This window comes from Rhodococcus parequi (genome assembly GCF_046042785.1).
Lineage (GTDB): Bacteria > Actinomycetota > Actinomycetes > Mycobacteriales > Mycobacteriaceae > Prescottella > Prescottella parequi.
Map to the genome: position 1 here is coordinate 363,042 of NZ_JBDLNV010000004.1, position 12,671 is coordinate 375,712.

17 protein-coding genes, 1 tRNA gene and 1 riboswitch are annotated in these 12,671 nt (G+C 68.6%); of the genes, 10 read left to right on the forward strand and 8 right to left on the reverse strand.

Annotated features, from left to right (window positions below):
* Nucleotides 1–34: 34 nt before the first annotated feature.
* On the reverse strand, nt 35–697 hold the full coding sequence (locus ABEU20_RS13425) for a YdcF family protein (protein WP_420164901.1): 663 nt from the start codon (nt 695–697) through the stop codon (nt 35–37).
* A 180-nt stretch (nt 698–877) separates the two neighbouring features.
* Here ABEU20_RS13425 and ABEU20_RS13430 point away from each other — a divergent pair, with 180 nt between their 5' ends.
* Nucleotides 878–1,303, forward strand: a complete 426-nt coding sequence (locus tag ABEU20_RS13430; protein WP_420164902.1) for an HIT family protein — start codon at nt 878–880, stop codon at nt 1,301–1,303.
* Nucleotides 1,304–1,307: 4 nt separating this feature from the next.
* On the opposite strand, the gene ABEU20_RS13435 is transcribed toward ABEU20_RS13430, so the two are convergent.
* Both ABEU20_RS13435 and ABEU20_RS13440 read right to left on the reverse strand, forming a co-directional pair.
* Nucleotides 1,308–2,702 carry a sensor histidine kinase gene (locus ABEU20_RS13435; RefSeq protein ID WP_420164903.1) on the reverse strand — a complete coding sequence of 465 codons (1,395 nt, stop codon included), beginning with the start codon at nt 2,700–2,702 and terminating at the stop codon, nt 1,308–1,310.
* Between the two features lie 9 nt (nt 2,703–2,711).
* Nucleotides 2,712–3,410 (reverse strand): response regulator transcription factor, encoded by a 699-nt coding sequence (locus ABEU20_RS13440; protein WP_420164904.1) that lies wholly within the window; start codon nt 3,408–3,410, stop codon nt 2,712–2,714.
* 129 nt (nt 3,411–3,539) lie between these two features.
* A riboswitch (guanidine-III (ykkC-III) riboswitch) is annotated at nt 3,540–3,601 on the forward strand.
* A gap of 15 nt (nt 3,602–3,616) precedes the next feature.
* Between ABEU20_RS13440 and ABEU20_RS13445 the strand changes: the two genes are divergently transcribed.
* Both ABEU20_RS13445 and ABEU20_RS13450 read left to right on the forward strand, forming a co-directional pair.
* Nucleotides 3,617–3,931 carry a DMT family transporter gene (locus ABEU20_RS13445; RefSeq protein WP_420164905.1) on the forward strand — a complete coding sequence of 105 codons (315 nt, stop codon included), beginning with the start codon at nt 3,617–3,619 and terminating at the stop codon, nt 3,929–3,931.
* Between the two features lie 61 nt (nt 3,932–3,992).
* Complete coding sequence (locus tag ABEU20_RS13450; protein ID WP_420164906.1) at nt 3,993–4,838, forward strand: ABC transporter; 846 nt, start codon at nt 3,993–3,995, stop codon at nt 4,836–4,838.
* On the opposite strand, the gene ABEU20_RS13455 is transcribed toward ABEU20_RS13450, so the two are convergent.
* A complete protein-coding gene (locus tag ABEU20_RS13455) occupies nt 4,809–5,525 on the reverse strand; it encodes a dienelactone hydrolase family protein (protein ID WP_420164907.1) in 717 nt (238 codons plus the stop codon). The two genes, ABEU20_RS13450 and ABEU20_RS13455, sit on opposite strands and share 30 nt — an antisense overlap.
* A 237-nt stretch (nt 5,526–5,762) precedes the next feature.
* On the opposite strand from ABEU20_RS13455, the gene ABEU20_RS13460 reads away from it, so the two are divergent.
* Complete coding sequence (locus ABEU20_RS13460; RefSeq protein ID WP_420164908.1) at nt 5,763–5,894, forward strand: hypothetical protein; 132 nt, start codon at nt 5,763–5,765, stop codon at nt 5,892–5,894.
* Nucleotides 5,895–5,911: 17 nt separating this feature from the next.
* Here the strand turns inward: ABEU20_RS13460 and ABEU20_RS13465 are convergent, their stop codons facing one another.
* Nucleotides 5,912–6,514 carry a helix-turn-helix domain-containing protein gene (locus ABEU20_RS13465; protein ID WP_420164909.1) on the reverse strand — a complete coding sequence of 201 codons (603 nt, stop codon included), beginning with the start codon at nt 6,512–6,514 and terminating at the stop codon, nt 5,912–5,914.
* A 55-nt stretch (nt 6,515–6,569) separates the two neighbouring features.
* Here ABEU20_RS13465 and ABEU20_RS13470 point away from each other — a divergent pair, with 55 nt between their 5' ends.
* The 4 genes from ABEU20_RS13470 (at nt 6,570) to ABEU20_RS13485 (ending at nt 8,995) form a co-directional block, all read left to right on the forward strand.
* Nucleotides 6,570–7,583, forward strand: coding sequence for an NAD(P)/FAD-dependent oxidoreductase (locus ABEU20_RS13470; protein ID WP_420165132.1), 1,014 nt, complete (start codon nt 6,570–6,572; stop codon nt 7,581–7,583).
* Nucleotides 7,580–8,218, forward strand: a complete 639-nt coding sequence (locus ABEU20_RS13475; protein ID WP_420164910.1) for a methyltransferase domain-containing protein — start codon at nt 7,580–7,582, stop codon at nt 8,216–8,218. The genes ABEU20_RS13470 and ABEU20_RS13475 overlap by 4 nt, the downstream gene beginning before the upstream one ends.
* Nucleotides 8,219–8,367: 149 nt before the next feature.
* On the forward strand, nt 8,368–8,553 hold the full coding sequence (locus ABEU20_RS13480) for an enoyl-CoA hydratase (RefSeq protein WP_420164911.1): 186 nt from the start codon (nt 8,368–8,370) through the stop codon (nt 8,551–8,553).
* Between the two features lie 256 nt (nt 8,554–8,809).
* Nucleotides 8,810–8,995, forward strand: a complete 186-nt coding sequence (locus ABEU20_RS13485) for an enoyl-CoA hydratase (RefSeq protein ID WP_420164912.1) — start codon at nt 8,810–8,812, stop codon at nt 8,993–8,995.
* 67 nt (nt 8,996–9,062) lie between these two features.
* Here the strand turns inward: ABEU20_RS13485 and ABEU20_RS13490 are convergent.
* A tRNA-Thr gene (locus ABEU20_RS13490) sits at nt 9,063–9,134 on the reverse strand.
* Nucleotides 9,135–9,217: 83 nt separating this feature from the next.
* On the opposite strand from ABEU20_RS13490, the gene ABEU20_RS13495 reads away from it, so the two are divergent.
* A complete protein-coding gene (locus tag ABEU20_RS13495) occupies nt 9,218–9,607 on the forward strand; it encodes a nuclear transport factor 2 family protein (protein WP_420164913.1) in 390 nt (129 codons plus the stop codon).
* A 1-nt stretch (nt 9,608) separates the two neighbouring features.
* Nucleotides 9,609–11,063, forward strand: coding sequence for a threonine/serine exporter family protein (locus ABEU20_RS13500; protein WP_420165133.1), 1,455 nt, complete (start codon nt 9,609–9,611; stop codon nt 11,061–11,063).
* 14 nt (nt 11,064–11,077) lie between these two features.
* Here ABEU20_RS13500 and ABEU20_RS13505 read toward each other — a convergent pair whose 3' ends face one another.
* Nucleotides 11,078–11,311 carry an MbtH family protein gene (locus ABEU20_RS13505; protein ID WP_005515491.1) on the reverse strand — a complete coding sequence of 78 codons (234 nt, stop codon included), beginning with the start codon at nt 11,309–11,311 and terminating at the stop codon, nt 11,078–11,080.
* Nucleotides 11,308–12,663 carry a lysine N(6)-hydroxylase/L-ornithine N(5)-oxygenase family protein gene (locus tag ABEU20_RS13510; RefSeq protein ID WP_420164914.1) on the reverse strand — a complete coding sequence of 452 codons (1,356 nt, stop codon included), beginning with the start codon at nt 12,661–12,663 and terminating at the stop codon, nt 11,308–11,310. The genes ABEU20_RS13505 and ABEU20_RS13510 overlap by 4 nt, the downstream gene beginning before the upstream one ends.
* Nucleotides 12,664–12,671 lie beyond the last annotated feature (8 nt).

Here is a 12,671-nt window from a genome sequence, read left to right on the forward strand (position 1 = left end):
ACGAATAACTGCCCGTGCGTGTCACTTTCGAGTGTCAGAACGGCGCCACTACGCCCGAGATCGGGATTCGTCCCGCCACCGCGACCCGGAAGTCGACCATCGCCCGCTGCAGATGGTCGGGGCTCGTGACGACCACGGCGCCGCTCGCGCCGCGACCCGCGAGGATGCGGTTGGTGTTGACGGCGTTCTCGACGGTCGAGCGGGAGGTGTTCTCCTCGGTGATCCGGAACGCCGGGACACCGTTCGCGACGAGCCACTGCCGCATCGCCTGCGCCTCGGTGACGCCGGACTGTGGTACCCCACCGGTGACGATGATGGGCGACAACGGAAAGCGTTGCGCCAGTGCGAGCGCCGCTTGGAGACGGGATACCAACAGCGGGCGCATCGTCCCGTCCGCGTACAGACCGGCGCCGAGCACCACGATGTTCGTGGTGAGCGGGCTGAAGGCCAGCATCACGGGCACCTGAGTGGTCAGGGTCTCCATCCGGGTGCACGCGATGATGCGGTCCCGATCCGGACTCTGGCATCCACCCGCGACGGACAGCGCTCCGTTGACGAGGGTCGTCATCGACAGCGCGTCGACGACGTCGAGGGAGGACTCGGCGGCAGCCGGACCGGGCAGGGCGATCGCAGCGGCCGCCGCGGCGATCACTGCGGGAACGATGAGGCGACGGGGGCGTAACGAACGTGGCGACATAGCACTCCTCGGTAACGGGTCCCCCGACCGAACGTGGAAGTCGCATATCAGTGTGACCCCCATCACGAAACAACATGAGCCGTTCCGTGATAGTTCGCGGTCACGACGCGTGTCGCCCGCGCGCCGGGCCGCGGCGCGGCCGGAGTACCGGCCCCGCCCGCCGCCACCTATCCTCGCGGTATGCCTTCTGTGTTCAGCGCCATCATCGCCGGAGACCTGCCGGGCCGTTTCGTGTGGGAAGACGAGGACGTCGTCGCATTCCTCACGATTGCCCCGGTTACGCAGGGCCACACCCTGATCGTGCCCCGCAAGGAGGTGGATCAGTGGCAGGACGTCGACGACGAACTGTTCGACAAGTGCACCGCCGTCTCCCGAAAGGTCGCGAAGGCCGTCCGGCAGGCGTTCGACGCACCGCGCGCCGGCTTCCTGATCGCGGGTCTCGAGGTGCCGCACCTGCACATGCACGTCTTCCCCGCCTACAGCATGGGCAACTTCGACATCAGCGGCGCGGACCCCAACCCGTCCCCGGAGTCGCTGGACGAGGCGGCCGCCAAGATCAAGTCGGCGCTGCGGGAGCTCGGCGACGGCGAGAACGTTCCCGCCTGACGCGTCATTCCCTCGGCAGGCGCACCCGGAAGGTCGCCCCCTTCCCGGGTGCGCTGTCGACGCCGACGGTCCCGCCGTGCGCGGCGACGATCGCGGCGACGATCGACAACCCGAGACCGCTGCCCCCGCTCGCCCGGGTACGCGACGCGTCGGCGCGGTAGAACCGCTCGAACACCCGGGCCGCGTCGTCCCCGTCGAGCCCCGGGCCGGTGTCGGCCACCTCGACGACGGCGTCGGCTCCGTCGGTGCCCACCCGGACCGTGACGTCCGCGTTCTCCGGGGTGTGATCGAGCGCGTTGCCGAGCAGGTTGCCGACCACCTGCCGCAGCCGGGCGTCGTCGCCCAGCACCTCGGCGGGTTCCGAGTTCGGCAGAATTTCCAACATGATTCGACGCTGCGGCGATCGCGCTCGGGCGTCGTGCACCGCGTCCGCGGCCACCGCGAGCAGATCCACCGGATGCCGATCGAACGGCCGCTGCGCGTCCATCCGCGCCAACAACAGCAGGTCTTCGACGAGCAGACCCATTCGCTGCGCCTGACCCTCGATCCGGCTCAGCACCATCTCCGGATCGGTCGACGCGCCCTGCCGGTACAACTCCGCGAAGCCGCGGATCGTGGCGAGCGGGGTCCGCAGCTCGTGACTGGCGTCGGCAACGAAACGGCGCATCCGCTCCTCGGACTGCCTCGCGGACTCCTCCGACGCCGCGGTCGCGGCGAACGCGGTCTGGATCTGCGCGAGCATCCCGTTGAGCGCCGACGACAGCCGACCCACCTCCGTGCGCTGATCCCACTCCGGCACCCGGCGGTGCAGGTCCCCCGCCGCGATGCCGGCGGCGGTCTCCTCCACCTCCCGCAACGGCCGCAGGCTGCGGCGCACCACGAAGTAGGACGCGAAGCCGAGGACGACCAGCACCACGGCCCCGATACCGACCTGCAGTACCACCAGGCGTTCCACGGTCGCGTCGATGTCGGTGAGTTTGACCGCGACGGTCGTCGTGCCCGACGGCGTCACCACCGTCAGCTCCCGCCACCGGACGTCCCCGCCACCGACCGAACCCACCGTCACCGGGCCCGGATCGTCGCTGAGCACCGGTGTGGCGCTGGTGCTCTCGTCGTTCAGTTCGAGGCGCACCGAGCCGTCCGGCTCGGTGGTACGGACGTAGAACGGGCTCGGCGGCCGGTTCGGTCCGGGCTCGGACACCGGCGGCAACGCCCGCGGATCACGCGGCTTCGCCCAGCCGTGCGCGGCGTCGAACAGTTGCCGGTCGGTGCGATCGATCAGCGAGGACTCCATCGCCGACGTCACCGCGACGCCCGACGCGAGCAGCCCGGCCGCCGCCAACAGCAGCACCGCCACCACCAGGGTGATCCGCAGCGGCAACGCACGTAGACGCCTCATCCGTCCGCCCTACCGGGGTTCGCGCATCACGTAGCCGACACCGCGCAGCGTGTGGATCAGCCGCGGTTCGGTGGTATCGATCTTGCGGCGCAGGTAGGAGACGTACGACTCTACGACGCCGACCTCGCCGCCGAAGTCGTAGTTCCACACGTGGTCCAGGATGCGCGGCTTGCTCAGCACGGTGCCGGCGTTGACCATGAAGTACCGGAGCAGCGTGAACTCGGTGGGCGACAACGACACCGGTTCGCCCGCCTTCCACACCTCACGGGTGTCGTCGTCGAGTTCGAGATCGGCGAACGTGACGCGGGCCGACTGCTTGTCGTCGGAGTGCCCGGCGCGGCGCAGGATCACCCGCAGCCGGGCCACCACCTCCTCGAGACTGAACGGTTTGGTGACGTAGTCGTCGGCACCGATCGTCAGCCCGGTGACCTTGTCCTCCAAGGCATCCCGTGCTGTGAGGAACAGTACCGGCGCATCGATACCGTCGGCGCGCAACCGACGCAGCATGCCGAACCCGTCCATGCCCGGCATCATCACGTCGAGGATCAGCGCGTCGGGCCGGAAGGTGCGCGCCCTGTCGAGTCCCTCGGCGCCGTTCGTCGCGGTCTCCACCTCGAACCCCTGGAAGCGGAGACTCACGGACAACAATTCGACGAGCGACGGCTCGTCGTCGACGATCAGCACCCGGACCTGCGGCGTTTCACTCACTCCCCCACAATCCCCGATTCACCTGGTGACTGGCTGGGCATTCCCTGGGGGATTCCTGTGAATGACACGCGGGGAGATGGTGAGACCGGCCACCACCGGCGGACCGGCGAGAAGAATTGGGTACCCTCGTACCAGTCAGGACGACACCCGGACGAGCACACCGTACCCGGCCAGCGACAAGACGGTGTTGGGAGAGTTGAACTGTCATGGCCTGGATCGTGCTCGTGATTTCCGGTGTCCTCGAAGCTGTGTGGGCGACCGCCCTCGGCAAGTCCGAAGGCTTCACCCGCCTCACTCCGTCGCTCGTGTTCGGCGCAGGACTGCTGCTCAGCATGGCCGGTTTGGCATATGCGATGCGCACGCTGCCGACCGGTACCTCGTACGCGATCTGGGTGGGTATCGGCGCCTCGCTCACCGTCGCATACGCGATGGCGACGGGATCCGAGAGCACCTCGATCGTGAAGATCCTTCTCATCGTCGGCATCGTCGGGTGCGTGATCGGACTGAAGGTCCTGCACTGACGGTAGGCGCTCCGCGCCCGAACACCCGGTTTGACTGTGTGGCGCAGGTTACAGTAATCGGATGAACCTGGTGTCAGCGATCATGTTCCCGGTCCGGGCCGGTCTCGCCGTCACGGACGCAGCGCTCGGAGTGGCCGAGACGGCACTGGCCACGACGCGGCTGGCCCTGTCGAGCACCACCGTCACGAGCGTCGGTGCCGCGACTCTGACCAATTCGCGCGGGCCGCTGCAACTGGTGCAGCAGGTGGCCGCGCTCGCGTCCGACGACAGGCCGTTGGGACAGGCGCTGCAGCCCGGTGGACCGCTCGATCGACTGCTCGCCCCCGGTGGCGTCGTCGACCGTCTCACCTCCGACGGCGGCACTCTCGAGCGGCTGTTCGAACCCGGCGGGGCGATCGAACGCGTCCTGGCCCCCGGTGGCCCGCTCGAGCGGGTGCTGGCCGAGGACGGCCCGGTGGATCGACTCCTGTCGCAGGACGGCCCGCTCGAGCGCCTGCTCGCGCCGGGTCGGCTGCTCGATCGCCTCACCGCCGAGGACGGTCCGCTCGAACGGCTCACCGCGGAGGACGGCGCCGTCGAACGTTTGACGAAGAAGGACGGCATCGTCGACAAGGCACTCGCCGAGAACGGCATTTTGGACACGCTGCTCGCCGAAGACGGCGCGTTCGAGCGGCTCATCGCGGAGGGCGGTCCACTCGACCAGATCGTCGCGCTGTCGGAGACCCTCACCGCGCTGGCCCCCAACCTGCAGCGGATGAGCACGAGCATCGACCTGCTGCAGGAGACCGTCGGCGTGCTCAGTGCCGCCGTCGGCCCGCTCGGCGATCTCGCCGGACGCCTGCCGGGCCGCTGGCTCAAAAGCGGGCGGGGCCCGGACCTACCCCTCGGCCCCGCCGGACAGGTGTGAGTCGAAGAATTCGAACACGCGGCGCCACGCGTCCTCCGACGTCGCACGGTCGTAGCCCATCCCGGTGATGCGCAACAGCTTTCCCGTCACCTGCCCCGAGGCGAGGCGGTTGGCGAAGCTGTGTCCGACGCCGGGATAGGTCTGCACGTCGTGCTCGACGCCGAGTCGGGCGAGGGTGCCGTCGAGCGTGCGGCCGGCGCCCCACAGCATCGGGTCGCGGGCCCCGTAGCTCCCGACGATCGGGCATGCGCCACCGAGCGCGTCCTCGATGTGCCGCGGCAGCGGGCCGTAGAACGGCGCGGACGCGTCGAACCCTCGTGGCGCCAGCACCAGCGCGAATCCGCCGCCCATGCAGAATCCGATCACGCCCACGCTGCCCGTGCAGTCCGGGCGGGCCGCCAGCAGGTCGCGGGAGGCGAGCAGGTCGTCGACGGCCCGGCCCCGCCGCCGGATCAGGTCCCGGAACGTCCCGACCACACAGCGGGCACGGCCGCCGCGGGTGTACAGGTCCGGGGTGAGGGTCAGATACCCGTGTGCGGCGACGCGGGAGGTGATGTCGCGGATGTCGCGCCCGACGCCGAGCGCGTCGTGCACCACCACGACGCCGGGCCACGGAGCGATCCCGGACGGCGTCTCCAACACCGCGTCGATCGGGCCCTGCGCGGTCGGCACCGTCACCATCGACATGTTCGAAGACTAGGGCCCTTCGTCCCCCGGTCACCCCCGATTCATAACGATTCGACCGTCTTTCGAGTCCCTTCATTCCGGTTGGGTAACCACTTCGGCGGGGCCCTCCCGGCCGGGGCTTTCCTCGCTAGCCTGACGTTGGCGCTGCTGCTCCGCGACGGACATGGCGCTGCCGGTTACTCCGGCGCCGCAGGCGTCGGACGGCCCGAGTACCTGAAAGGGCACGGGAGCAGTCGAATGAACACCATCTCCAACACTCGTCAGACCACCGCGAGCGGAATCCGCACCGGATCGATCAGTACCGAAGAGATCAAGTCACGCATCGCGGCAATGTTCGGAGACGCCCCCGCCGCCCATCAGGACAAGTGAGGCCGGCCCTTCTCGTCTCACTCCCCCGTCTCGTCCCGCGCAGGTCGTGCGCGGATGTGGGCGCGTTCGCCCTGGCGGCCGAACAGGCCCAGGAATTCGACGGGATCCTCGTCCGCCGACCCGAACCAGTGCGGTACGCGGGTGTCGAACTCCGCGGCCTCTCCGGGCAACATCACGATGTCGCGCTCCCCGAGCACCAGTCGGAGCTTTCCGTTGAGGACGTAGAGCCACTCGTACCCGTCGTGCACACGTAGATCCGGGACCTGCGGGACGCGAGCCCCCGGGATCACGTGCTTGTACGCCTGGATGCCCCCGGGCCGACGGGTGAGCGGCACGATGGTTTTGCCGCCCCGCGTGATCGGTTTCAGGTGGATCCGCGGATCGCCCGTCGCCGGCGCACCCACCAACTCGTCGAGCGGGACGCCGTAGGCCCTGGCCAGCGGCAACAGCAGTTCCAGATTCGGTTTGCGCTGCCCCGATTCCAACCGGGAGAGGGTGCTCACCGAGATCCCGGTATCGGCCGCGAGGTCGGACAGTGTCGTGCCCCGCTGCTGGCGCAGGGCCCGCAGCCGTGGCCCCACCGCGTCGAGGATCCGGTCCATGTCATCGGCGTCGTCCATCACACCAGCTTGCCACTTCGGCAACAAAGCTTGCGAGTTCGGAGAACCCGTCGGCATGGTGGTGGCCGGACGAACGACGGGGAGGCAGTACATGACCGAACAACTTTCCACCGGATACGACGTCGTGGTGGTCGGCGGCGGCGCCGCCGGCCTCGAGGGCGCACTGATGCTCGCGCGCTCACGACGATCCGTGCTGGTGATCGACGCCGGCGATCCCCGCAACGCCCCGGCCGAGGGGGTGCACGGGTTCCTGTCCCGGGACGGCATCGCCCCCGCGGACCTGACGCGAATCGGCGCCGACGAGGTCCGCCGCTACGGCGGCCAGGTCGTCGACGGCACCGTCGCGGACGTGCGGCGCGGCGAGGCAGGATTCACCGTCCTGCTCACCGACGGTCGCACCGTGCCCGCTCGGCGCGTGCTGGTGACCACCGGGCTGACCGACGAGCTGCCGGAGGTCCCCGGCGTGCGGGAGCGATGGGGACGCGACGTCCTGCACTGCCCCTACTGCCACGGCTGGGAGATCAGCAACGAACCGGTCGGTGTGCTCGGCACGGGCCCGATGAGCGTGCATCAGGCGCTCATGTTCCGGCAGTGGACCGACGACGTGACGCTGTTCCTGCACACCGCCCCGGAGCCGACCGACGAGGAACGCGAGAAGCTCGCGGCCCGCGGAGTGCGCGTGGTCGCCGGCCGGGTGGCGGAACTGGTGATCGACGACGACCGCCTCGCCGGGGTTCGCCTCGAGGACGGCACGGTCGTGAATCGCCGGGCGTTGGTGGTGGCACCGCGGTTCGTCGCCCGCGTCGACGCGCTCACCTCGCTCGGCATCGAAACCGAGCTCGAACCGATGAGCGGCGGCCGGTTCGTACCGGCCGACTGGTCCGGGCTGACGAAGGTGCCCGGCCTGTGGGTCGCGGGCAACGTCACCGACGTCAAGGCGCAGGTCCTGGCAGCCGCCGCGAGCGCCGCGACCGCCGCCGTCGCCATCAACAACGACCTGATCACCGAGGACACCGAAGCCGCTGTGGCAGAACGCCGGGCGCAGAACGAGAAGGGAACCCGAGAATGACCGATCTGCCCGAGGTGCTGGACGAGGAGTTCTGGAACGAGCGCTACCGCTCGAGCCATCGCCTGTGGAGCGGCAACCCCAACGCCAACCTGGTGAACGAGGTGTCGGAGCTGACGCCCGGCACCGCGCTCGACGTGGGGTGCGGCGAGGGCGCCGACGCCATATGGCTGGCTCGCCGCGGCTGGACCGTACACGGGATCGATCTGTCGAGCGTCGCGATCGAGCGGGCCGCCGAGCACGCGGCCGAGGCCGGTGACGACATCGCCGGACGGGTCACGTGGGAGGCCGCCGACCTCGTCGAGTGGGATCCGGGCACCACCCGCTACGACCTGGTGACGTCGCAGTACGTACACCTGCCGTCGGGAGAGCGTGAGGTCCTCTACCGCCGCCTCGCCGAACTCGTCGCGCCCGGCGGCACGCTGCTGATCGTCGGCCATCACCCGTCCGATCTGGATTCCGAAGTCCCGCGCCCGCCCCGGCCGGAGCTGTTCTTCACCCCCGACGAGGTTGTGGCACTGCTCGATTCGCAGAAGTGGACGGTGGACACGGCGACGGCCGCGTCCCGCACCGTGATGCACGGCGACCACGAGGCGACCATCCACGACAGCGTGGTCCGCGCCCGGCTGACTGCCTGACGCGCGGAGATCTCCCGGCCCCCGTCGGGCAAGTACCCGGCGGGGCCGAGAACAGGTAGTCGAACAGGTAGTTCTGACGTGGCCCCCGCACCCCTCGGAGAGAGAACCTGGAGTTGTCACACCGGCACGAGTTTCCGAGGAGCACGATCATGATGCGTCGAGGACGCAAGACGCTCATCTCGCTCGACAGCGGAAACTGGTGCCTGGGCCGCATCGTCGGCAAGCGCCGCTGCGAATCCGGCGTGCGGGTCCAACTCCTGGGGCACGACGCCGGCGAGAAGTATCCGACGTTCACCGTCGCCGCCGCCAACGGCGGTAACGGGTTCGCGCTCTGAGGCGGCGCCCTGCGAAATACTGCAGCACAACGCGTCACCGACTACCGACAACATCGCCGGAAAACGACGTCGACCCTCCCGCCCGATCCAGGGGCGGGAGGGTCGATGCTCTCTGCTCCACGTCGGTGTGTTTCCGGGGCGCACTACGCGGTGCCGAACACAGGTAGTGGAACGGGTAGTTCTCACGTGGCCCCCGCACCCCCCGGAGAGAGAACCTGGAGTAGTCAGACCGGCACTACTTCGGAGGAGAACGGCAATGATGCGTCGAGGACGCAAGACGCTCATCTCGCTCGACAGCGGAAATTGGTGCTTCGGCCGCATCGTCGGCAAGCGCCGCTGCGAATCCGGCGTGCGCGTCCAACTCCTGACGCACGACGCCGGCGAGAAGATCCCGACCTTCACGGTCGCCGCCGCGAATGGCGGGAACGGATTCGCACTCTGATCGCGAAGACGACATCACGGACAAACGAAAATCCCCTCACCGGCGAACGGCGAGGGGATTTCTTTCGAGCCCCCTGTCGGGATTGAACCGACGACCTTTCGCTTACAAGGCGAGTGCTCTACCACTGAGCTAAGGAGGCAGTGGAGCGCGCCCATCATATCCATAGCCGACAGTGGTGCGCGTAACCGTGCCGCGGGCGCCCGCTTTGGTTAGCGTTGTCCCATGCGTATCTCGGAGATCGCCACGATCCTCGCGTGGCACGACGCTCTCAACTCGTCCGACATCGACACGCTGCTGGCGGTCTCCAGCGACGACATCGAGCTGGCCGGATCGGAGGGGGCCGCGCAGGGGCTCACGGCTCTGCAGGAGTGGGCCACGACAGCCGCCCCTACACTGGTTCCCGGCCGGATGTTCATGCACGACGGCGTCGTCGTCGTCGAGGAACAGGCCACTTGGTCGTCGAAGCCGGACGAGGCAGGTGAGTCCCGGACCGTGGCCACCGCCTTCCGCGTGGTTCACGACCAGGTGACCGCCGTATTCCGGCACGACACTCTCGAAGAGGCACTGGAGGCCACCGATCTCAGCGAGAAGGATCTCGTCACCGACGTCTGACATCCGCAAGTTCGCGGCATCGTTCGGCAGTCTGGTCGCGGACCGCCGGGCGACGGTCGACGCGGTCACCGCCGCGCCGACCCCGCTGCAGCCGATCGACCTCACCGACGATGCGCGGGTCGCCGAGGTTCTGGACCTCGCGGTCCGCGTCGGTGAAGTACTGCTGGCGTCGGGCACGTCCGCGATCGACACCGCGACGCAGGTGAAGTTCATCGCCGCGACGTACGGCTTGGCGCAGTGCGACGTGGACGTCACGTACAACTCGATCGTCGTCTCGGCGCATCGCGGGCCGTTGATTCCGCCGGCGAGCACCATGCGCATCGTGCACTACCGGTCGATGGACTTCACGCGCCTCGCGGCCGCCGACCGCCTCACCCGGCGCATCCGGCTCGAGGCGATCACCCCGGCCCAGGCGCATGCCGCGCTCGACGCCATCGTCTCCGCGCCGCACCCCTACAACCGGTGGATCGCGACGCTCGGCTGGGCAGGCCTGGCCGCCGCGGTCGCGGTGCTGCTCGGCGGCGGTCCGCTGATCATCGCGGTGTCGTTCCTCACCACCGTCGTGATCGACCGCGTCAACCGGGTGCTCAACCGCTTCGGGCTGCCGTACTTCTTCCAGCAGATGATGGGCGGTCTCATCGCGGCCGCACCGGCGACGGCGCTCTATATGGTCCAGGACCAATTGGGCGTGACGATCCGGCCGTCGCAGATCATCGCTGCCGGCGTCGTCGTGCTGCTGTCCGGGCTGTCGCTGGTCGGTTCGGTCCAGGACGCGATCACCGGCGCCCCCATCACCGCAGCCGCCAGATTCTTCGAGGTCGTCATGATGACCGGCGGCATCATCGCCGGTGTCGCGCTGTCGCTGCGGGTCGCGTCGGCGCTGGGGGCGAACCTCCCAGTCATCAGCAACGACGCGCAACCCGACCTCACGCAGCTGCCGGTCAAGGTGATCGCGGGCGCGCTGGCGTCGACGTTCTATGCGCTGGCCTGCTACGCCGAGCGGCGGGCGCTCACCGCGGCCGGGCTCGGCGGCGCGGCGGGTCTGTTGTTCTTCGTGCTCGCGCAGAGCCTGGGAATCGGGCCGGTGATCTCGTCGGCGATCGCCGCCACCGTGATCGGTTTCGCGGGTGGCCTGATGGCGCGGCGGGCGTTGACACCGCCGCTGGTCGTCGCCGTCGCGGGTATCACGCCGCTGCTGCCGGGTCTGTCCCTTTACCGTGGTCTGTACGCGATGCTGAACGACGAGGTGATCATCGGGCTGACGGCACTGTTGGGCGCGTTCGGCATCGGTTGCGCGCTGGCCGCCGGAGTCACGCTCGGCGAATGGGGCGCACGGACGTTGCGTCGCCCGCCGCGTATGCGCCGAAACACGACGCTGCGCCGCCCGAGATTCGGACGGCGCAGCGTGGTGATGAGCAATTCTGGGGCCGGCTCCGTCACTCCGAAAGTGGGATAGTCGGCCCGGAAAGCCTATTCCGCGGCGTTCTTCTGATCCTGCTCCATGGCCTCACGCAGGCTCTTCGGCCGCATGTCGGTCCAATTCTTCTCGACGTACTCCACGCATGCCTGGCGCGAATCCTCACCGAAAACGATCCTCCAGCCCTGGGGGACCTCGGAGAACGTAGGCCACAGGGAGTGCTGGTCCTCATCGTTGACCAGCACGTAGAAGCGGCCGTCTTCGTCGTCGAACGGATTGGTGCTCATCTAACCTCGCTTGTCGCGTACGGGTTGTCTGCAGTCAGCCTAGCAAGGTGACCGCTGATATCTCGGTGAGCGAGAATCGAATCGAGAATCTCTCCTGCGCGCACCGCGACATTGGACAGCAGCGACGCGGTCAGTCCGTGAGTCTTCTCCGTACCACCCTGCAGGTAGATGCCCCCGCGGACGCCCGGCCCCGCCTCCAGTCGGTAGTCGCGCCCCACACCACGATCGTTACCGATGTCGGGCAGCGAGTCACCGAAGAGCGCATCGAGCGGCGTCGGGACGAATCCGGTAGCCAGGACCAATGCGTCACACATGAGGGTGTCGGTGAGCCCGTCGAGCGTGCTGTACACCGAGACCTCGAGGCCGTCGTCGGTCTCTCGCACGCCGCTGACCTCGGACGCACGTCGCATGAACAGGCGCCGCTCCCCGCGTACCCGCTCCTGGTACTCGGCGGCGTACAGCTCGTTGATCAGTTCGATGTCGACACACGAGTAGTTGGTGCTGCGGTGCAGTTCGAGAAGGCGGGCCCGTTCCGCCGCGGGTGCGGCGTGCAGTTCGTCCACTGTGCCCGGATCGAAGATGCGGTTGGCGTACGGGCTGTCGTCGGCCGGGCTGAACCCGAACCGCGAGAAGACGCTGTGCACCTCGGCGTGCGGGTACTTGGCATGCAGGTACTGGACCACCTCGGCGGCACTCTGGCCCGCGCCGAGCACCGCGAAACGCTGATGCACCGGCTCCGGCATCTCGGCGATGCGGAACAGGAACTGATGATTGTGGAAGCACCGCGACGACGGGGTTGCCCACTCGGGCAGTCGTTCCCGCAGCCCGGCCCCGACCACGACATTCCGGGCGCGAACGGTGCGACCGTCCGCGAGCACGACCTCGAAGAGTTCGACGACACCCTCGTCGTCGACGCCCTCGACCGCGGACACCGCGGTGCCGTACCGGACGTCGGCGTCGACCTTGCCGGCCGCCCACTGCAGGTAGTCCTGGAACTCCACCCGGGTCGGGAAGAAGGTCTGGTGGTTGACGAAGTCGACCAGGCGGCCACGCTCGTGCAGGTAGGAGAAGAAGGTGTAACCGCTGCGCGGGTTGCGGAAGGTGACCAAGTCCTTCGGGAACGCGATCTGCATGGTCGCACCGTCCAGCACCATGCCCTGGTGCCAGCCGAACTCCTGCTGCTTCTCGAAGAAGCGGGCACGGATCCGGTCGGCCGGCGCACAGTCCGCGTTGTGCTCCTCGATCGCGATCGCGAGCGCGAGGTTCGATGGACCGAACCCGATCCCGACCAGGTCGAGCGTCTCCTCCGACCCGAGCGAGTTCTCGCTCGCCGTCCGCTGACTTTCAGTCATCGCTCATG